Source organism: Streptomyces sp. 2A115 (genome assembly GCF_052245575.1).
Lineage (GTDB): Bacteria > Actinomycetota > Actinomycetes > Streptomycetales > Streptomycetaceae > Streptomyces.
The window spans coordinates 61433-79834 of the sequence record NZ_JBQQCG010000020.1 but is presented as its reverse complement, the minus strand read 5'-3'; the positions used below and the strand labels follow the sequence as shown (position 1 = coordinate 79834).

General features: G+C 69.8%; 18 protein-coding genes. 7 read left to right on the top strand and 11 right to left on the bottom strand.

Translation table 11 applies throughout. From position 1 onward, the window contains the following. Window positions 1-73: 73 nt before the first annotated feature. The gene (locus ACTWQR_RS19440; protein ID WP_033322296.1) at window positions 74-754 is read right to left on the bottom strand and encodes a response regulator transcription factor; all 681 of its coding nucleotides are present in this window, start codon (window positions 752-754) and stop codon (window positions 74-76) included. After that, window positions 751-2076, bottom strand: coding sequence for a sensor histidine kinase (locus ACTWQR_RS19435; protein ID WP_443228364.1), 1326 nt, complete (start codon window positions 2074-2076; stop codon window positions 751-753). Before ACTWQR_RS19435 ends, ACTWQR_RS19440 begins: the two co-directional genes overlap by 4 nt. A gap of 289 nt (window positions 2077-2365) precedes the next feature. Here ACTWQR_RS19435 and phoU point away from each other — a divergent pair, with 289 nt between their 5' ends. After that, complete coding sequence (gene phoU, locus ACTWQR_RS19430) at window positions 2366-3043, top strand: phosphate signaling complex protein PhoU (protein ID WP_443228363.1); 678 nt, start codon at window positions 2366-2368, stop codon at window positions 3041-3043. Window positions 3044-3272: 229 nt separating this feature from the next. Beyond that, window positions 3273-3425, top strand: a complete 153-nt coding sequence (locus tag ACTWQR_RS19425; protein WP_443228362.1) for a hypothetical protein — start codon at window positions 3273-3275, stop codon at window positions 3423-3425. A 217-nt stretch (window positions 3426-3642) separates the two neighbouring features. Here the strand turns inward: ACTWQR_RS19425 and ACTWQR_RS19420 are convergent, their stop codons facing one another. Together ACTWQR_RS19420 and ACTWQR_RS19415 are read right to left on the bottom strand one after the other, a co-directional pair. Then, on the bottom strand, window positions 3643-4011 hold the full coding sequence (locus ACTWQR_RS19420; RefSeq protein ID WP_443228361.1) for a hypothetical protein: 369 nt from the start codon (window positions 4009-4011) through the stop codon (window positions 3643-3645). A 149-nt stretch (window positions 4012-4160) separates the two neighbouring features. After that, on the bottom strand, window positions 4161-4922 hold the full coding sequence (locus tag ACTWQR_RS19415) for a phosphoglyceromutase (RefSeq protein ID WP_443228360.1): 762 nt from the start codon (window positions 4920-4922) through the stop codon (window positions 4161-4163). 198 nt (window positions 4923-5120) lie between these two features. Here ACTWQR_RS19415 and ACTWQR_RS19410 point away from each other — a divergent pair, with 198 nt between their 5' ends. After that, window positions 5121-6374 (top strand): MDR family MFS transporter, encoded by a 1254-nt coding sequence (locus ACTWQR_RS19410; protein WP_443228359.1) that lies wholly within the window; start codon window positions 5121-5123, stop codon window positions 6372-6374. A gap of 44 nt (window positions 6375-6418) precedes the next feature. On the opposite strand, the gene ACTWQR_RS19405 is transcribed toward ACTWQR_RS19410, so the two are convergent. Next, window positions 6419-6886, bottom strand: coding sequence for a DUF2000 family protein (locus ACTWQR_RS19405; RefSeq protein WP_443228358.1), 468 nt, complete (start codon window positions 6884-6886; stop codon window positions 6419-6421). Between the two features lie 49 nt (window positions 6887-6935). Between ACTWQR_RS19405 and ACTWQR_RS19400 the strand changes: the two genes are divergently transcribed. Continuing rightward, entirely contained in the window at window positions 6936-7745 is an 810-nt protein-coding gene (locus tag ACTWQR_RS19400) for an AraC family transcriptional regulator (protein ID WP_443228357.1), read from the top strand. Here ACTWQR_RS19400 and ACTWQR_RS19395 read toward each other — a convergent pair. From ACTWQR_RS19395 to mshA, 3 genes are all read right to left on the bottom strand, one after another. Beyond that, window positions 7724-9472: a glycosyl hydrolase family 28-related protein gene (locus ACTWQR_RS19395; protein WP_443228356.1), complete on the bottom strand. Its 1749-nt coding sequence runs from the start codon at window positions 9470-9472 to the stop codon at window positions 7724-7726. The genes ACTWQR_RS19400 and ACTWQR_RS19395 overlap by 22 nt on opposite strands. A gap of 146 nt (window positions 9473-9618) precedes the next feature. After that, window positions 9619-10131, bottom strand: a complete 513-nt coding sequence (locus ACTWQR_RS19390) for a YbjN domain-containing protein (RefSeq protein WP_443228355.1) — start codon at window positions 10129-10131, stop codon at window positions 9619-9621. Continuing rightward, window positions 10124-11461, bottom strand: a complete 1338-nt coding sequence (gene mshA, locus ACTWQR_RS19385; RefSeq protein ID WP_443228354.1) for a D-inositol-3-phosphate glycosyltransferase — start codon at window positions 11459-11461, stop codon at window positions 10124-10126. The genes ACTWQR_RS19390 and mshA overlap by 8 nt, the downstream gene beginning before the upstream one ends. Window positions 11462-11830: 369 nt before the next feature. On the opposite strand from mshA, the gene ACTWQR_RS19380 reads away from it, so the two are divergent. The 3 genes from ACTWQR_RS19380 to ACTWQR_RS19370 all read left to right on the top strand — a co-directional run bounded on the left by ACTWQR_RS19380 (window position 11831) and on the right by ACTWQR_RS19370 (window position 16145). Then, window positions 11831-12640 carry a class I SAM-dependent methyltransferase gene (locus tag ACTWQR_RS19380; protein ID WP_443228353.1) on the top strand — a complete coding sequence of 270 codons (810 nt, stop codon included), beginning with the start codon at window positions 11831-11833 and terminating at the stop codon, window positions 12638-12640. Window positions 12641-13029: 389 nt separating this feature from the next. Further along, window positions 13030-14115 carry an NlpC/P60 family protein gene (locus ACTWQR_RS19375; RefSeq protein ID WP_443228352.1) on the top strand — a complete coding sequence of 362 codons (1086 nt, stop codon included), beginning with the start codon at window positions 13030-13032 and terminating at the stop codon, window positions 14113-14115. 638 nt (window positions 14116-14753) lie between these two features. Further along, entirely contained in the window at window positions 14754-16145 is a 1392-nt protein-coding gene (locus ACTWQR_RS19370) for a PP2C family protein-serine/threonine phosphatase (RefSeq protein WP_443228351.1), read from the top strand. 122 nt (window positions 16146-16267) lie between these two features. Here the strand turns inward: ACTWQR_RS19370 and ACTWQR_RS19365 are convergent, their stop codons facing one another. From ACTWQR_RS19365 to ACTWQR_RS19355, 3 genes are all read right to left on the bottom strand, one after another. Further along, a complete protein-coding gene (locus ACTWQR_RS19365) occupies window positions 16268-16609 on the bottom strand; it encodes a DUF2516 family protein (protein ID WP_443228350.1) in 342 nt (113 codons plus the stop codon). 210 nt (window positions 16610-16819) lie between these two features. After that, window positions 16820-17425 carry a hypothetical protein gene (locus ACTWQR_RS19360; protein ID WP_443228349.1) on the bottom strand — a complete coding sequence of 202 codons (606 nt, stop codon included), beginning with the start codon at window positions 17423-17425 and terminating at the stop codon, window positions 16820-16822. A 227-nt stretch (window positions 17426-17652) separates the two neighbouring features. Beyond that, the gene (locus tag ACTWQR_RS19355) at window positions 17653-18234 is read right to left on the bottom strand and encodes a helix-turn-helix domain-containing protein (protein WP_443228348.1); all 582 of its coding nucleotides are present in this window, start codon (window positions 18232-18234) and stop codon (window positions 17653-17655) included. Between the last annotated feature and the right edge of the window lie 168 nt (window positions 18235-18402).

Genomic DNA, 18402 nt, shown 5'->3' with positions numbered 1-18402 from the left:
CGCACGGCGAAAGGGCGGTACCCCTCTCCGGGGGTACCGCCCTTTCGCCGTGCTCAAGATGTCCGGTGCCGGTTTACGGCTCGAACTTGTAACCCAGGCCTCGGACCGTCACCAGGTACCGGGGCGCCCCCGGATCCGGCTCGATCTTCGCCCGGAGCCGCTTCACGTGGACGTCCAGTGTCTTGGTGTCACCGACGTAGTCGGCGCCCCACACCCGGTCAATGAGCTGCATGCGCGTGAGCACGCGGCCGGCGTTCCGGAGCAGCATCTCCAGGAGGTCGAACTCCTTGAGGGGGAGGTCGACCTTGGAACCGGAGACGGTGACCACGTGGCGGTCGACGTCCATGCGGACCGGGCCGGCCTCAAGGGCGGCCGGGGTGACCTCCTCGGGCTCGCCGCGACGCCGCAGGACGGCCCGGATACGGGCGACCAGCTCGCGGGAGGAGAAGGGCTTGGTGACGTAGTCATCGGCTCCTATTTCGAGCCCAACGACCTTGTCGATCTCGCTGTCCTTGGCGGTGACCATGATCACCGGAACATTGGAGCGGCTGCGCAGCTGGCGGCACACCTCGGTGCCGGGCAGGCCGGGCAGCATCAGGTCGAGGAGGACGAGGTCGGCGCCGTTGCGCTCGAACTCGTCGAGTCCATCGGGCCCGGTGGTCGCGATCGCGACCTCGAAGCCCTCCTTGCGGAGCATGTAGGACAGGGCGTCGGAGAAGGACTCCTCGTCCTCGACGACGAGCACTCGGGTCACGGAAGGACCTCCGGGGCAGGATGCGATTCATACGGGGATGTGACGGTGGTCGTCCCGTCGGGCTGCCCGGCATCGTCCTCTTCGTCGAGGCCGGGCGTGTGGCCGGTCGCGCGGTCGCGGGCCGCACCCGCCTCCGGCAGCCGCAGGGTGAAGGTGGAGCCCTGACCCTCGGAGCTCCACACCGTGACCTCCCCGCCGTGCGAGGCGGCCACGTGCTTGACGATCGCGAGACCGAGTCCCGTACCACCAGTCTGGCGGGAACGGGCAGGGTCGACGCGGTAGAAGCGCTCGAAGACGCGCTCCTTGTCCTTGTCGGAGATCCCGATGCCCTGGTCGGTCACGGCGATCTCTATGAGGTCTCCGCCGGGCGCGGTCACCCGGCGCGCGGCAATACCCACCCGGGTGCGGGCGGGCGAGTAGTTGACGGCGTTCTCTACGAGGTTGCCCAGGGCGGCGGCCAGTTGACCCCTGTTGCCCCAGATACTCAGATCGGCGCTGCCGCCCGCCCGTCGCCCGCCACCACCCTGTTCGAGTCCTTCGGGCGCCCTCACGTTCGAGGCCATGGTGATCTGTTTCGTACCGGCCTGGTGGCGGCAGCGGTCGATCGCCTCGGCGACGAGTTCGTCCACACGTACGGGCTCGGCGTCCTCGAGGGGATCGTCGTTCTGGACCCGGGAGAGGTCGATGAGCTCCTGGACGAGGTTGGTGAGGCGGGTGGCCTCGATCTGCATCCGCCCGGCGAACCGTTCCACGGCCTCCGGTTCCTCCGAGGCACCCATGACGGCCTCGGAGAGGAGGGAGAGCGCCCCGACGGGGGTCTTGAGCTCGTGGCTGACGTTGGCGACGAAGTCGCGTCGTACGGCCTCGATGCGGCGGGCCTCGGTGAGGTCCTCGACGAGGAGCAGTACGAGGCGGGATCCCAGAGGCGCCACGCGGGCGGAGACGGCGAGGGCTTCGCCGCGGCCGGTGCCGCGCCGCGGCAGGTCCAGCTCGACCTGCCGTATTTCCCCGTCCCTCCGTGTGTCGCGGGCCATCTGGAGCATCGGCTCGACGGCGAGTTTCCCGCCTCGTACGAGACCGAGGGCGTACGCGGCCGAGCTGGCCTTGACCACGGCGTCGGCCTCGTCGAGTACGACGGCGGAGGAGCGGAGCACGGACAGGACCGTGTCCACTCCCGGCGGAAGCACCGGGTCCGTGTGCAGCGAGGTGCGGGTGGGCCGCTTCTGCTCCCGCTCGCTCCAGCGGAACGCCAGCGTGGCGATGACACCGGTGAGTACACCGGCGATCGCTGCCGCTGCGGCGACCGCCGCGTTCACGTCCATGGCCCCAGGTTAGGCACGCTGTAGGCCCCCGTCACAGCGGTCTGAGGGCCGACTCGAACACTCGTCGCCCAGAGTTCACCCTGGAGACCGTGCCGGTTCACTTCGTACGAGCCGGATCCACCCTGCGCCCACCTGGGAGAAGAGGTGGTGTCGCCCAGCGTTCACCAGGAGGCCAGCGATGGTTCATTTGAGGGGTCGGAAACCGACGCGTTCAAGCCGGATCGTGGGAGCGTGGGGTTCACGAGCCCCCTTTGAACCCCCGAAGCAGACGTAAGAGAGGGACATCCTGATGCGGGACGCGTACCACGAGGAACTTGACTCGATCGGCGAGGGCCTGGTCGAGATGGCCCGACTGGTCGGGTCGGCGATCGGTCGCGCCACGACGGCGATCCTCGACTCCGACCTGAAGCTCGCGGAGACCGTGATCGCGGGCGACCAGAGGGTCGACGATCTCCAGCACGAGCTCGAGGCACGGGCGATAGCCCTGCTGGCCCGGCAGCAGCCGGTGGCGACGGATCTGCGGATCGTCGTGACCTCGCTCCGCATGTCCGCCGACCTGGAGCGCTCGGGCGACCTCGCCCAGCACGTGGCGAAGCTCGCACGGCTGCGCTTCCCGGAGCGGGCGATCCCGCACGACCTGCACGCCACGATCCTGGAGATGGGCCAGCTCGCGCAGCGCCTGATGGCCAAGGCGGCCGAGGTCATCATCACCAAGGACGTCGACCTCGCCCTCCAGCTGGAGCAGGACGACGACGCGATGGACCTCCTCCACCGCACCCTCTTCCAGCACCTCCTTGACGACCGCTGGCAGCACGGCATCGAGACGGCGGTGGATGTGACGCTGCTCGGCCGCTACTACGAGCGGTTCGCGGACCATGCGGTGTCCGTGGCGAACCGGGTGGTGTACCTGGTGACGGGCGAGCACGCGGATGAGATTCAGGCCGCGCCCGGGGTTGAAGGGGCGTAGACCCCGGCGGTCGGGCGGGCGCCTACGGGGGTGGGAACGAACGGGTGTGGCGAGTGCGGCTTGTGGTCGGCTGGTCGCGCAGTTCCCCGCGCCCCTGAGGGGCCAGGCTGGTCCGGAGTCGGGGGCGCGTCGTTTCCTGGTGGGAGCGTGCGAGCCTCTGTGCGCCGTTGATGCGCCCGATGGGGTGGGGATGCAATGGGTGTAGGCACAAGCCTTCGAGGAGGGACCCATGGCCGAATCCCCCACCACGAACGACCCGACCGAGGCACCCGAGACCCAGCAGCCCGCCGAAATCAAGAGCCTGCCGCTCTTCGGCGCCTGCGGTTGCGGCTCGGGCTGCGGATGCGGGTGCCAGTCCGGCAATCCTTGCCAGTGCGGCTGACGGTGTACGGCTGGATGTCGTGCGGTTAGTTACGTACGGCTGAACGTCGTGCGGTTGGTCGCGTACGGCTGTCACCTACGGCTGATCACGTACGGCTGGGCACGTACGAACGTACGACTGCGAACGAACGCACGACTGCGAACGGGCCCCGCTTCAGGTGCGGGGCCCTTTCGTGCGAGCGGTGAGCGGCGCGCCCACGACGATCGCCGGCCGTCAGTCAGACACTCGCGTCGGGCGCCTTCTGCAGTGTCCGAGCCAAGAGCAGGGCGGCGGCCACTGCCCCCACGGCGCCGGCGGACCGGAAGCCGCGAGAGGAACGCCAGGACAGCACCGACCACTGCGACTGCGCGGACAACAGTGATCCCGTACTCAGCGCTGATCCGGCTGAGATCCGCGACAGGGCGGAACCGATCGAGCCGACCGACAGGGCGCTTCCGACCGAGGCGACGGACAGGGCCGAGCCGACGGACCCGATGGACAACACCGATCCCACCGAGCCGATCGACAGCACCGAGTCCTGCGACCAGAGGGACAACACGGAGCCCGAGGAGGTGTGACGCTTCGACGGTACGGAGAACTTGGTCATGAGGCCATCTTGCCCATGGATCCCGCGAGTTGGCGCGAGATCCCATGCGTTGGTTCGGCCGACCGGGCGGCGCCGCGGCAAGGGTCGCAGGTAGAGAAAAGCCCCCTACCAGCGGCGAGGCAGCAGGTAGGGGGCTTGACCGCGTCGGCTTACTTCTTCTTGCCCTGATTCTTCACGGCCTCGATCGCCGCCGCGGCCGCGTCCGGGTCCAGGTACGTACCGCCCGGGTTCAGCGGCTTGAAGTCCGCGTCGAGTTCGTACGACAGCGGGATGCCGGTCGGGATGTTCAGGCCCGCGATGTCGGCGTCCGAGATGCCGTCGAGGTGCTTGACGAGGGCGCGCAGGGAGTTGCCGTGGGCGGCGACCAGGACCGTGCGGCCGGTGAGGAGGTCCGGGACGATGCCGTCGAACCAGTACGGGAGCATGCGGACGACGACGTCCTTGAGGCATTCCGTCTGGGGGCGCAGCTCCGGCGGGAGCGTCGCGTAACGCGGGTCCTCGAACTGCGAGTACTCGGCGTCGCGGTCCAGCGGCGGCGGAGGCGTGTCGTACGAGCGGCGCCACAGCATGAACTGCTCCTCGCCGAACTCGGCGAGCGTCTGGGCCTTGTCCTTGCCCTGGAGGGCGCCGTAGTGGCGCTCGTTCAGGCGCCACGAGCGGTGGACGGGGATCCAGAGGCGGTCCGCGGACTCCAGGGCGAGCTGGGCGGTGCGGATCGCGCGCTTCTGGAGCGACGTGTGGACCACGTCGGGCAGCAGGCCGGCGTCCTTGAGCAGCTCACCGCCGCGGACTGCCTCCTTCTCGCCCTTCTCGTTGAGGTTGACGTCCACCCAGCCGGTGAACAGGTTCTTCGCGTTCCATTCGCTCTCGCCGTGGCGGAGGAGGATCAGCTTGTACGGTGCGTCGGCCATGGCCCCGAGCGTAATGGAACCCCCAGATCGCTCGCGCGGCCGCCCGGGAGTCGGACATGGGCCCGGCTGGGAGGTTGGACGATTGACTGTTTCTGTTAATTGAGTGGCCTCCCACAGCGACAGGTTTGTAAGTTCTGCTCAGCAGCTAAGCCACTTACATGCCGGCTAAGACACATACACGCCCGTGGGGGGATCCCGATGTCACTCACGTCCCTGAGACGTGCCGCCCGCGAGACCGTCTCGGGGCTCCCCCGCGAGTTCTGGTGGCTGTGGACCAGCACGCTGGTCAACCGGCTCGGAGGGTTCGTCGCCACCTTCATGGCGATCTATCTCACCCTGGACCGCGGCTACTCCGCCTCGTACGCCGGACTCGTCGCCTCACTCCACGGCCTCGGCGGTGTCGTCTCCTCCCTCGGCGCGGGCGTCATGACCGACCGCCTCGGGCGCCGCCCCACTCTCCTGATCGCCCAGTCGTCCACCGCCGTCTCCGTCGCGCTGCTCGGCTTCATGCACCACCCGGTCGCGATCGCCGCGGTCGCGTTCCTCGTCGGTATGGCGAGCAACGCGTCCCGGCCCGCCGTGCAGGCGATGATGGCCGACATCGTGAAGCCCGAGGACCGCGTCCGGGCCTTCTCCCTCAACTACTGGGCCATCAACCTCGGGTTCGCCGTCTCGGCCGCGGCGGCCGGGTTCATCGCCGAGTTCAGCTATCTCGCCGGGTTCCTCATCGAGGCGGGGATGACGATGGCGTGCGCGATCGTCGTCTTCGTGAAGCTGCCCGAGTCACGGCCGACGCGCACCGCGGCCGAGAAGGCGGCCCCGGAGGTCGGCCTCGGCACCGTCCTCCGCGACGGCCGCTTCATGAGCGTCGTCGGGCTGTCCTTCCTCATCGCGCTGATCTTCCAGCAGGGGTATGTGGGCCTGCCGGTGGCGATGGGCGAGGCCGGTTTCACGCCCGCCGACTACGGGATGGCGATCGCGGTCAACGGCGTCCTCATCGTCGCCCTGCAGATCCCGGTCACCCGCTTCATCGAACACCGGGACCCGAGACACCTCCTCGTCATCTCGTCCCTCCTCGCGGGGTACGGCTTCGGGCTCACCGCCTTCGCCGGCTCGGTCGGCGTCTTCGCGCTCACGGTCTGCGTCTGGACCCTCGCCGAGATCGTCAACGCGCCCACCCAGTCGAGCCTCGTCGTCCGCCTCTCCCCCACCCACGGCCGCGGCCGATACCAGGGGATGTACACGATGTCCTGGTCCGTGGCCGCCCTCGTCGCCCCGCTGATGTCCGGCCTCGTCATCGACCGGTACGGGGCGCAGTGGCTGTGGGGCACGTGCGCGGTGGTCGGTACTGCGGCCGCGACGGGGTACGGGCTGCTGATGCGGCGGCTGCCGGCGGACGAACCCGGCACGGAGGTTCCGGTGACGGCGAAGCCCGAGGTCAGCACGGCCTGAGCCCACCCGAGTCATGCCCGACTCGTGCCCGGCCCACGTCTGCGTCACGGATGCATCCGCGCCCCCTTCACCACCTTGTCCACACCGTTCCGCGGCCCGTACACCGCGAGCCCCACCAGGTCCAACTCCCCCGTGGACACGGCCCGTACGGCCGCCCGGTTGTCGCGGTCGTTGCCGGTGGAGAACAGGTCGGAGGTGAAGAGCGAGCGGGGCAGTGCGCGCGAGACGGCGCGGCTGTGGGCCGCGGTCAGCGTCTCCTTGGTGCCCTCGAAGATCAGCACGGGCTGGCGGAACATCGGCAGGTAGGCGGTCCCGTCCGCGTCGGCGTACGGCTCGCCGACCACTTCGGGGACGGCCGATCCCAGCCCGCTCACCAGGAACGCGGTCACGTTCAGCCGTTGCCAGGGCTCCAGGTCCTCGCGCAAGAGGACGGCGATCTTGGTGTCGAAGCGGATGGGGGCCTCGATGTTCTGGGCGGGGGCCTGGTCGTTCTCAAGGGTCTCGCTGCTCATGCCTTGAGACTGCCGACCGTCGTACGACCCCGTCTTGTACGTTTCTTGCATGGTGGCCCAGCGTGAAGTCTCCGCGTGGCGCCCGCGCGTACCGGGCGTCGTGGAGGTCTTCCACGCCCGCTTCACGGAGTACGCGTATCCGATGCACGTACACGACGCGTGGACGCTCCTGATCGTCGACGACGGCGCCGTACGGTACGACCTCGACCGGCACGAGCACGGCACCCCGCACGACACGGTCTCGCTGCTGCCTCCGCACGTGCCGCACAACGGCTCCTCCGCGACCCCGGACGGCTTCCGCAAGCGCGTGATCTATCTGGACGCGACGCAGCTGGACGAGAGCCTGATCGGCCCGGCGGTGGACGGCCCCGACCTGGTGGACCCCGTGCTGCGCAGGCGGGTCGGGCTGTTGCACACGGCTCTGGAACACCCCGGCGACGAGCTGGAGGCCGCCAGTCGACTCGCGCTCATCGGCGAACGCCTGCGCGGCCATCTACGTCCCCGGCTCCTCGACCGGCTCCCCGACGACCGGCCGGGTCCCGCCCGCGGAGTGGCCCACAGCCTGCGCGAACTTCTCGACGCCCGCCTCGTCCAGGGCCTCGCCCTGGACGAGGCCGCCCAACTCGTGCACGCCCATCCGGCCCACCTGGTACGGGCGTTCAGCGGCACCTTCGGCATCGCCCCGCACCAGTACCTGATGTCCCGACGGGTCGACCGCGCCCGCCGCCTGCTGCTCGACGGACATCCGCCGAGCGAGGTGGCGGCCGCGACCGGCTTCTACGACCAGTCCCATCTCACCCGCCACTTCAAGCGGTTGGTGGGCGTCGCCCCGGGGCGCTACCGCGTCAGGTCGCGCTGAGCCTCGTACAGGTTCCGCGGGCGTACGGCGTCCGTGGTGCCGTACAACTCCAGTCGGCCGTGCGGGTCTCCGGTGAAGTCGGGTACGTCGATCTGGTCGAACTCGGTGACTTCGTTGATGCCGACGGTGGCGCTGTACGGGGCGAGGCCGTCGATCTTCATCAGGCCGGCGCGGGCGTTGGTGACCCGGATGTTCCAGTGGGTGAAGCGTGCGCCGAAGAGGGGCCCGGCGCTCGCGTCCCCGCCGTGACGGCCGTTGTTGGTGACCGTGATGTCGGTGCGGACGTTCGCGAAGGGCATGCCGCGGTGGGAGTCGAAAGTGCCCATGCGCATGTCGCCGCGCGACCAGACGTTGTAGGAGGAGAGGCCCTCGACGTTGATGCCGTGGAGTTGGGTGCCGGAGGGGGCGGGGGTCGTGCGCTGCTCGATCGTGAAGTCCTCGATGAGGTTGTCGTGCGAGCCCTCGCGGCAGAAGTACGGGTGGTGTGAACCCCGGCCCGCGACGCGGGTGTTGCGCAGGGTGCAGGCCGAGGCGGCCACCAGGCCGAAGCCGTTGTCCGCGTGGCGTACGACGATGTCGTCGGCCCAGCAGTCGTACGCGCACTGGAACGTGACGCCGTTGTGGCCCCGGTCGAGGAGGTGCGGGGCCTGCGGGGTCTCGACGGCTTCGAGGGTGAGGCCTTCCACGCCCGCGCCGGTCAGTGCGGGGACGTGGGTGGTGAGACGGGGGTCCCACTCGGGGCGTACGTCGAGCGGGAGCGGGCGCTCGAGGGTCACCTTTTTGCCCTGCACGCGCGTGACGCGCACGGGCCACTCGTACGGGACGTAGCTGGTCAACTTTGTCTTGTCGTCCCAGTAGTACGCCTCCGGGCCCGGGCCGCCGCCCGCCATGTGCTCCAGGAGGGTGTGGCCGGCGTCGTCGGCGAGGCGGAGGAGGACGAGCCGGCCGGGTCTCAGACGGGAGGGGTCGGCGACCTTGACCGACCATGAACCGCGAGCCGCGGGCTCGACCGTCGTGAGCGTCTCCCACTCGTCGCGCTTGTTGCCCGTCCAGCCCTCGAAGGGCCACGCCTTGGCTCTGATGGCGGTCGTGAGACTCGTGAAGCGGCCCGTCGGGCAGAGCCAGATGAGCCCGCCGGCCCAGGACCAGGACGACTTGTCGCCGCCGTAACGGGACCCGTAGACGCCGATCAGCTCGGAGAGGTTCCTGGTCGCGTACAGCTTCGTACGGCCGCTGCCGGCGCCGCGCAGGACGACGTTCGAGTGGCCGACGTGGATCAGGTCGTCGATACGGTACGTGCCGGGCGGGACGAGAACCGTGCCGCCGCCGGCCCTTCCGGCGGCGGCGACGGCACGGTTGATCGCGGGGGCGGAGTCGGCCGAGCCGTCCCCCGTGGCGCCGTACGCGCGGACGTCGGCCACGACGGGGCGGCGGGGGAAGTGCGCCGCCCCGGCGCGGTGGCCGGCCCTGCCGACGTACGGGATCTGCGGGTGCGAGAAGGGGGCGCGGGTGAACTCCCGCCATAAGGCGGGCACTTCGCCCGTGGGCTGTCGGCCGCCGCTCGTACGGACCAGGGGTCCGTTCTGCCAGGAGGGGGCCGCGGTCCGCCGGGAGGGGGCGGCCGCCGCCGGTCCACCGGTCGCGGCGCCCGTCGCGGCTACGGCCGCCGCGGCTGTCGCGCCGCCGAGCAGGGACCGCCTGGTGATGCCCTCGCAACCATTGCTCATGTCCGAACCGCCTTCCAGGAATGGGAGTTTCCATGGATGTGAATGACGTTCAGATGTGCGTTAGATGTGCGTGGGCGGTGAGCATGCCACGGGGCACCACTGGGAGGAAGAGGTCGCGCAGCGGTTAATTGATATGGACCATTGAGTCAGTCGGCGGGACGCTGAGTCAGATGGGTGAACGCGTCCAGGTTGCGCGTGGACTCGCCGCGCGACACCCGCCAGGCGTATTCCTTGCGGATCGCGGACGCGAATCCGAGCTCCAGAAGGGTGTTGAAGCTGCCGTCGGCGGCCTCCAGGACCGAGCCGAGCAGGCGGTCGACCTCGTCGGCGGTGACCGCGGCCAGTGGGAACTTGCCCGCCACATAGATGTCGCCGAGCGGGTCGATGGCGTAACTCACGCCGTAGAGCTTGAGGTTGCGCTCCAGGAGCCAGCGGTGCACGCCGGCCTCGTTCTCGTCCGGGTGCCGGATCACGAAGGCGTTGAGCGAGAGGGAGTGCCGGCCGACGATCAGAGAGACGGTCGTCGACAGCTTGCGGGTACCGGGGAGCTTCACCACGAATTTCCCGGGCTCAGGGCTCTCCCACTCGAGTTCGGCGTCCTTGAGGACCTCCTCGATGACCTGCGCCGCCCGCTGTTCGCCAGCCTGTACGTCAGCCATGGTGGGAGCGTACGTGACGCCGGTGCTCGTGCATCGCCGCCGTGTAGACGTCCGCCGTGGCCGCGGCCGCCGTGTCCCAGCCGAAGGACTTGGCGTGCCAGGCGGCGGCCCCGCCCATCCGGTCCGCGAGCGCGGGATTGTCGGCGAAATCGCCCAGCACGCGCGCGTAGTCGACGGGATTGTGGCCGGGCACCAGGAAGCCGGTCTCCTGGTGGCGTACGGCGACGGGCAGGCCGCCCACCGCGGCCGCGAGCACCGGCGTGCCGGCCGCCTGCGCCTCTATGGCGACAAGCCCGAAGGACTCGCTGTAGGAGGGCATGACGAGGACGGACGCGGCCCGGAACCAGTCCGCGAGCAGATCCTGGCCGACCGGCGGACGGAACCACACGACGTCGGCGATCCCGAGCCGGGCGGCGAGCTTCTGCAGGCCCTCGGGCTTGGCGAGACCGCTGCCACTCGGACCGCCCACTACGGGAACGACGATCTTCGAGCGGAGCTCGGGGCGCTCTTCCAGGAGGACGGCGACCGCGCGCAGCAGGACGTCGGGCGCCTTCAAGGGCTGGATGCGGCCCGCGAAGAGCGGTACGAGGGCGTCCTGGGGAAGGCCGAGGCGGGCGCGGGCGGCGGCGCGGCCGTCGGCCGGGCGGAAGCGGTCCAGGTTTACGCCGGGGTGGACGACGGCGACCTTGCCGAGCTCGGCGTCGTAGTGGCGTACGAGCTCGTCGGCCTCTTCGGAGGTGTTCGCGATCAGGCGGTCGGCGGCGCGGACGATCTGGGTCTCGCCGATGACACGGGCGGCGGGCTCGGGAGAGTCGCCATCGGCCAGTGCGGCGTTCTTGACCTTCGCCATGGTGTGCATCGCGTGCACCAGGGGGGCGCCCCAGCGCTCGGCGGCCAGCCAGCCGACGTGCCCGGAGAGCCAGTAGTGCGAGTGGACGAGGTCGTAGTGGCCGGGTCGGTGGCCGGCCCAGGCCTGCATCACACCGTGCGTGAAGGCGCACAGCTGGGCGGGGAGCTCCTCCTTGGCGAGGCCCTCGTAGGGGCCGGCGTCGACATGGCGGACCAGGACGCCCGGCGCGAGCTCCACCGTGGGCGGGAGGGCCCCCGTCGTCGCGCGCGTGAAGATCTCGACCTCGATGTTGATCGCGGCGAGGCGCTGGGCCAGCTCCACGATGTATACGTTCATGCCGCCCGCGTCGCCCGTACCGGGCTGGTGCAGCGGTGAGGTGTGCACGGAGAGCATCGCGACGCGCCGTGGCCTGCGATGCAGCCTCAGCCTCGACGGGGCCACCGTGGATCGGCGCCCCAGCCTGCTCACGTACTGGCTCACGTGGCGTTCCTCCTTGCTGCGACTTACGCGGACCGTGCTGCGGGCATGCCGGACGGAGGACGTGGAGCGCCCTCCAAGGCTTGAAACACCGGAGCACTCCGCTCCATTTCCTCTTTGCTGAATCATTACCGCAGGTCGCTCAACCGTTCGAGCGCGGAATGCGTGGGGCACCCAGCCCGTCGTGGGGGTCCCCCCGCTCATGGGGGTCCCCCCGCTCGAGCGAAGCCGAGAGTGGGGGAGAAGCCGAGAGTGGGGGAGTTCGAGGACGAGGCCGTTCAGGCCGAAGCGGGGGTCTGGGGGCGCAGCCCCCGGGGAGGGCCCGCCCCGGCACCGGGTGCCCTCCACAGGCGGGCGCATACCCTTGCACCCATGACAGCCCGCGCAGCGACCCCCGTGGGAACGGTGACGCGCGGGACGACCAACCCGAACCGGCTGCGGCGCATGGACCGCTGGATCGCCGCCGTCCACGGCGCCGAGCTGCGCAGGGCCGGCGACCCCTTGGCAGTCGACCTCGGGTACGGGGCGGCTCCCTGGACCGCGGTCGAGCTGCTGCGGCGACTGCGGACCGTCGCTCCACGCGCGCGCGTGGAGGGCGTGGAGATCGAACCCGCCCGGGTCGCGGCCGCGCAGCCCTACGCGCGCGAGGGGCTCGCGTTCCGGCACGGCGGCTTCGAGATCCCGCTGCCGGAGCGACCGTCACTGATCCGCGCGGCGAACGTGCTGCGGCAGTACGACGAGGCGGAGGTCGCGGACGTCTGGTCACGGCTGTGCGCCCGCCTCGCGCCGGCGCACGCCAACTCGCGCGGTGGGCTCCTCGTCGAGGGCACGTGCGACGAGATCGGCCGTCGGCACGTGTGGGTCGCGCTCGGTCCCGAGGGTCCGCGCACGGTCACGTTCGCCACCCGCCTCGGCTCCCTGGGCCGCCCGTCCGACCTGGCCGAACGCCTCCCCAAGGCCCTCATCCACCGCAACGTTCCGGGTGAGCCCGTGCACGCCTTCCTGCGCGACTTCGACCGCGCGTGGGCGGCCGCGGCGCCGTACGCCTCGTACGGCGCCCGGCAACGCTGGGTCCGGGCCGTACACGACCTGACGGCCGACTGGCCGGTCGCGGACGGCGTGACGCGCTGGCGGCAGGGGGAAGTGACCGTGCGGTGGGAGGCGTTGACGCCCCGCCGGTAAGCGCTGCCCGTAAGCGCTGCCAGCGATCCGCAGGGAAAGGCCCTGCCCGTAAGCGCTGCCAGCGATCCGCGGGGAAAGCCCTGCCAGTGATCCACAGGGGATGCGGGAAATGCGCGGACTGCGGGGAACGTGCGGGGGAACGATCTCGGTGCGTCGTTCGTCACATTGGCGGGGAAGGCGGGGGAGATCATCACCGAGTGGGCAGTGAGGGACGGGGACGGGTCGTAAGAAGAGGGGTCGCAGGAGGGGTCCGCGAGGGGACGGGCCATACGGGGGAACGGAGTTGGGCAGGAGCCTGTCCACCTCTGTCACATTGCACGTCGGCATGGCACCATCCCCCGAAGTGTCCGTAAGTTACTGACGGTAAATCAGCTTTGGGGTGACGGAGCATGGGATCGGGCAAGCGGACCCTGACCACGGCGACCATGGCCCTGGCCTGCGCGGCGGCCATTCTGTCCGCGCCGGGAGCGGCCTTCGCGAGTCCGACGCCGACACCTCCTTCCACGCCACCACCGACTCCGGCTTCAACTCCCGCGAGCGACGAGGACCTTGAAGCGATCCGCAAGAAGCTGGACATGCTCTACCACGACGCGGCGGTCGCCACGGACGCCTACAACGCGGCGGAGGAGCAGACCGATCAGCAATCCGCGCAGATCGTCGGGCTCGCCCGCGAGATCGTCGAGGGCAGGGCGAAGCTGGACCGGCTGAAGGACCGCGCCGGTGCCGCGGCCCGCGCCCAGTACCGCAGCGGGGGCCTGCCGCCCGAGGCCCATCTGATGCTCAGCGACGACCCGCAGGAGTTCCTGGACGGGGCGGGCCGGATCCGTGAGGGCGCCCAGGCGACCAAAGGCCTCCTCACCGAAATGACTCGCACCCAGGAGGACTTGGAGCAGTACGCGCAGGACGCGGCGGCCCAGTGGAAGAAGCTGGAGGCCAACCGCGAGGCGAAGGCCGCGGCCAAGAAGAAGGTCAAGAAGCAGATCGCCGCCGCGCAGAAGCTCGAGTCGCAGCTCGAGAAGGACGAGAAGAAGCGCCTGGCGAAGCTCGAGCAGGAGGCCGCGCGCAAGTCACAGACGGCCTGGCTGGGCTCCGGCGTCCTCGACGAGATCAGCGGCAAGGCGTCCGCCCAGGGCAAGGAGGCCGTGGAGTACGCGACGGCACAGATCGGCAAGGCGTACGAGTGGGGAGCGGAGGGTCCGGAGACGTTCGACTGCTCCGGCCTGACCTCGCAGGCGTGGGCGGCCGCCGGGCAGGGCATCCCGCGCACCTCGCAGGAGCAGTGGAAGCAGCTCGACCGGATCGACGTCGAGAGCATGCGCCCGGGCGACCTCATCATCTACAACGCCGACGCCAGCCACGTCGCGATGTACATCGGCGACGGCGCGATCGTGCACTCGCCGCGGCCGGGGCGGACGGTGACGGTCGCGGGGGCGGGGTCCATGCCGATACTGGGGGTGGTACGTCCCGGTACGTGAATCGACGTCCCGGTACGTGAGTCGACGTCCCGGCGCGTTGGGTCGTACGAGTCCGACCGTGAGGCAGCGGGTTGCGGCAAGTGGGTCGTAGGTACCGGCCAGGGGCTCGCGCCTTCCGACCCGGCCTCCCAACCTCGGCCTTCCAACCCCGGCCTTCCAACCTTCCGACAAGTGAGGGCTGCTCGTGACGTCGGCCGAACGACGGATGTCCGTAACGCGAGATGTCCGTAACGACGGATGTCCGTCACTCCGAATGTCCGTCACTCCGGATATCCGTCACTCCGGATGTCCGTCACTCCGGTCGGCGAATGTCCGTAACGCCCGTTGACGGATGCCCGTAACGCCCGTTGAGCGAAAGTTGTCCGCATGAGCGCACTCGCCGGCGTGATGTGCCGCACGTGACGCTCGGCACTTTCCGGGCGTCCGCTCAACCCCGGGCGGGTGACGTACGTCATCCCGGACACGAGCGCACCGTGCCCAATTGCGGTAGGCAATGCGGCATATGACGCTGGTTGTTTTCCACGCTCCGTGCCGTTCGCCATTCCTATATGGCGGCGCCTGACGCTATGGTCCCCGTCGGTGGGTCGAGGACCCCCCTGACTCACCACGCCCTCGGGGGGAGGGAAGGAACCCAGACGATGCCCGTACCCGTACCGCGGCAGAGAGCGATCCCCGCCGTGGAAGGTGGTCAGGCTCACGCCGCGTCTTCAACCGGCGGTCCGGCGAACGCCGCGTCCGCGCCCGGCGCCCTGTCCGGCCAGTCACTGCCCTCGACGAGGGGCGGCACCGGCGGCACCGTCCACGGCGGCAACGCCCTGAGCAGCACCGCCCCGCTGACGCTGCTCGTGATCGAGGACGACCCGGCCCGTTCGCTGAGCGTTCCCCAACTGCTCGACTCGGCCGGCAAGCCGATCCGTATCCGTACCGCCCGCAACCTCACCGAGGCCGAGCGGCTGCTCACCGACGACGTCCAGTGCATCCTGCTCGACCTCGCACTGACGGCTCCGGGCCGGGTGGCCGCCAAGGCGAAGGAGGCGGCAGGGGCGGACGGCGCGCACGACGAGCTGGCCACGCTCAAGCACGTACTGCGGCTCGCGCCCCGGCACGCCGTCCTCGCACTCACCGCGTCCGAGGACGCCGAGCGCGGCGCGGAGGCCGTGCGCGTCGGCGCCCAGGACTACCTCTTCCGCGACGAATTGGACGGCCGGCTGCTGAGCCGCGCGATCCGGTACGCGGTGGAGCGCAAACGCTCCGACACGGCCGAGCGACGGCTGACCGAGTCCCGGCTGCGCGCGCAGGAGAACGCGCGCCTGGAGCGCGGACTGCTTCCCACGCCCCTCCTGGAGGGTTCCTCGCTGCGGTTCGCCGCGCGCTATCGGCCCGGGCGCTCGCGGGCGCTGCTCGGCGGCGACTTCTACGACACGGTCCGCACGCCCGACGGCACCGTGCACGCCATGATCGGCGACGTCTGCGGTCACGGGCCCGACGAGGCGGCACTGGGCGTGGAGCTGCGGATCGCCTGGCGCGCGCTGACGCTGGCGGGCCTGTGCGGCGACGAGCTGCTCTCGACGCTCCAGCAGGTCCTGGAGCACGAGCGCGACAACGACGAGATCTTCGCGACGCTCTGCACGGTGGACATCGCACCGGACGGCCGCCGCGCGGGCCTGTGCCTGGCCGGGCACCCGTCTCCGCTGATCGCCCGCCCGGGCCGCGTCGCCGAACTGCTGCCATACACGAACAGCGGCCCGGCGCTCGGGCTCCTGCCGAACGCACGCTGGCCGCGCCAGCAGGTTGAGCTGGGCGGCGCGTGGAGTCTGATGCTCTACACGGACGGCCTGATCGAGGGCCGGATCGGCAAGGGCAAGGAGCGGCTCGGCCAGGACGGGATGGTGGACATGGTCCGCCGCCAGCTGGCGCAGGGGCTGCAGGGTGAGGAGCTGCTGCGGGCGGCCGTGAACGAGGTACGGGAACTCAACGGCGGCGAGCTGACGGACGACGTGGCGGTACTGCTGCTGGACCGCGTCGCCTAGCGAGGCCTGTTGGGCTTGCGTTGGGCTTGCATCGCCTTGGACTTGCGTCGCCTTGGACTTGCGACCCATTCGGGCTTGCAGACCCGTTGGCGCTTGCCGACCCGTTGGGCGGCTGTCGAGGTTCAGCGCCCGCCGTTGTAAGGCCCGTACGGACCGTCGCTGCTGCTTCCGCCGCTGCGCCCGCCCCGGCCGCCGCCCGAGACCTCCCTGAGCGCGGGCCGGACGTCCACGAAGAAGACGATCGTGGCGATGAGCCCGGCGATCTGCAGGAAGATGATCGGCACCAGCAGGTTCACGGCGACCGTGACGCCGAGAATGATCAGCCAGAACATTTTGCTCTGCTTGTTCGCGGCACGGTACGCGTCGTCGCGGGCCAGGCCGGCCATCACGAGCGCCACCACCCCGAGCGCCAGCATGGCGAGGAAGATCAGCGACATGAAGCCGCCGAATGCCGACATCAGCACTTAGCCCACCACCCGAGTCGAGTCGTCTCTACGCCGTCACCGTACCCGCAGAACGGGTCGGGGACTCCGATAGTGCCCGGAGTCCCCGACCGTTGTAATCAACCTGTACGCGAACTGCTTCCGCGGAAGCGCCGCCTACTTGGTACGTAGTGCTTGGTACCTCGTGCTTCGTACCTCGTGCTTCGTATCTCGTACTTCTTGTCTCGCCTCTTACTTCGCGGGCGGCGTCGTCTTCTTGGCGGTGGCGGTGGTAGTGGTGGTGGTCTTGCGGGCCGGAGCCTTCTTGGCCGCGGTCTTCTTCACCGTGGCGGGCTCGGCCTTGGCCTCGGCGGGCTTCTCGTCCTTGACCTCGACCGGCTCCGGCTTCGGCTCGACGGCCACGGCCAGTTCCTCGATCTCGTCGGCAGCCTCGCCGCGCCAGGTCTTCACGGTCTGCTCGCCGTGCTCGGCGACCTTCTCGTACGTCTCGCGCGCCTTCACGGCGTACTCGGCGGCAACGCCGACACCGCGCAGGGCGAAGTCCTGAGCGCTCTCACCGATCTTCTTCAGGTCGGTGTCCAGCGTGCCGATGAACTCGGTCACCCTGGTCTGGATGGTCTCCTGCGCCTCCTTGGCGCGGGTGGTGGCCTTCTCCTGCACGGCGTTCGGATCGATGCCGCGCACGGCCTCGATGCGGGCCGGCGCCTCGGCACGCAGCTGCTCGACGATGCCGGGCACCTTCTTGGCCTGCTGGATGGCGAGGTCGGCGGTGCCGGCGGCGAAGTACAGCGGGGTCGGGTCGCTGAGGGTCTTGCGCAGGTCGTCAGTGATGGCCATGGCGATGGTCCTCCCGGAATCGCTATCGCTTGAAGCGTGAGGGTTTTTGGGTTGGTTCCTGCTCCGCGGCCGACCGGGCCGCTCCATGCGGTGCTCGGCCGGATCGCGGAGGACAGCTGGTCTTACAGTCCGTACGGTTCTTGCAGGTCGTACGGTTCTTGCAGGTCATGCAGGTCATGCAGGCCAAGTGGATCGTGCGGTCATCGGGTCGTACGGGGTCATTCTGGTCACCCCGACCGTTCCGACCGCTCCGACCCGTTTCGACCGCTGTGGCGGCGCTGGCGGTTCTGACCGGCGGCACTGCCGTCGGCCGGATGGGCCGAGTCGGCAGGCCCGACCGGGTCGACCGTGCGGCCCGGATCAACGGCGGTGTCCTGCTCATCCGTCGTACCTGTTACCGGTACGTCGTCCGCGTCTGGCGCGCCGACCAGATCGCCATCGTCATCGATCGCCTTGATCTCGAACCCGTTCTCCTTGCGGAAGGACTCGTAGATCTGGAGCAGCACCTGCTTCTGCCGCTCGTTGAGCGTCGGGTCGGCGAGGATGACGGCCCGCGTCTCCACCTCGTCCCGGTCCCGCTCGGCGTCGAGGATCCCGGCCCGCACGTACAGCGTCTCGGCGGAGATCCGCAGCGCCTTGGCGACTTGCTGCAACACCTCCGCGCTCGGCTTGCGCAGCCCGCGCTCGATCTGGCTCAGATACGGATTGGACACCCCGGCCGCCTCGGCGAGCTGCCGCAGACTCAGCTGCGCGTTGCGCCTCTGCTCCCGCAGGTACTCCCCGAGATTGCCGACGTTGAGCGATGCCATGCCTCCACCCTGCACCATCCGTGCTAACTATTGCAAGCAGGCGCTTGCAATAGTGCGCTATGCCACTCGAGCGGAATGGTGGGACCGAGCACGACAGGTGTCGTATTCGCAGGACTGCTGTCGTTGTCCCGTCTCACGCCACCTGCTCCGATGCCGCTGAAGCTGGAC

Bases quoted from the DNA above. Each gene is read 5' to 3' on its own strand.
- ACTWQR_RS19435 (WP_443228364.1), bottom strand. From the start codon at position 2,076: ATGGACGTGAACGCGGCGGTCGCCGCAGCGGCAGCGATCGCCGGTGTA.
- phoU (WP_443228363.1), top strand. From the start codon at position 2,366: ATGCGGGACGCGTACCACGAGGAACTTGACTCGATCGGCGAGGGCCTG.
- ACTWQR_RS19425 (WP_443228362.1), top strand. From the start codon at position 3,273: ATGGCCGAATCCCCCACCACGAACGACCCGACCGAGGCACCCGAGACC.
- ACTWQR_RS19420 (WP_443228361.1), bottom strand. From the start codon at position 4,011: ATGACCAAGTTCTCCGTACCGTCGAAGCGTCACACCTCCTCGGGCTCC.
- ACTWQR_RS19415 (WP_443228360.1), bottom strand. From the start codon at position 4,922: ATGGCCGACGCACCGTACAAGCTGATCCTCCTCCGCCACGGCGAGAGC.
- ACTWQR_RS19410 (WP_443228359.1), top strand. From the start codon at position 5,121: ATGTCACTCACGTCCCTGAGACGTGCCGCCCGCGAGACCGTCTCGGGG.
- ACTWQR_RS19405 (WP_443228358.1), bottom strand. From the start codon at position 6,886: ATGAGCAGCGAGACCCTTGAGAACGACCAGGCCCCCGCCCAGAACATC.
- ACTWQR_RS19400 (WP_443228357.1), top strand. From the start codon at position 6,936: ATGGTGGCCCAGCGTGAAGTCTCCGCGTGGCGCCCGCGCGTACCGGGC.
- ACTWQR_RS19395 (WP_443228356.1), bottom strand. From the start codon at position 9,472: ATGAGCAATGGTTGCGAGGGCATCACCAGGCGGTCCCTGCTCGGCGGC.
- ACTWQR_RS19390 (WP_443228355.1), bottom strand. From the start codon at position 10,131: ATGGCTGACGTACAGGCTGGCGAACAGCGGGCGGCGCAGGTCATCGAG.
- ACTWQR_RS19380 (WP_443228353.1), top strand. From the start codon at position 11,831: ATGACAGCCCGCGCAGCGACCCCCGTGGGAACGGTGACGCGCGGGACG.
- ACTWQR_RS19375 (WP_443228352.1), top strand. From the start codon at position 13,030: ATGGGATCGGGCAAGCGGACCCTGACCACGGCGACCATGGCCCTGGCC.
- ACTWQR_RS19370 (WP_443228351.1), top strand. From the start codon at position 14,754: ATGCCCGTACCCGTACCGCGGCAGAGAGCGATCCCCGCCGTGGAAGGT.
- ACTWQR_RS19360 (WP_443228349.1), bottom strand. From the start codon at position 17,425: ATGGCCATCACTGACGACCTGCGCAAGACCCTCAGCGACCCGACCCCG.
- ACTWQR_RS19355 (WP_443228348.1), bottom strand. From the start codon at position 18,234: ATGGCATCGCTCAACGTCGGCAATCTCGGGGAGTACCTGCGGGAGCAG.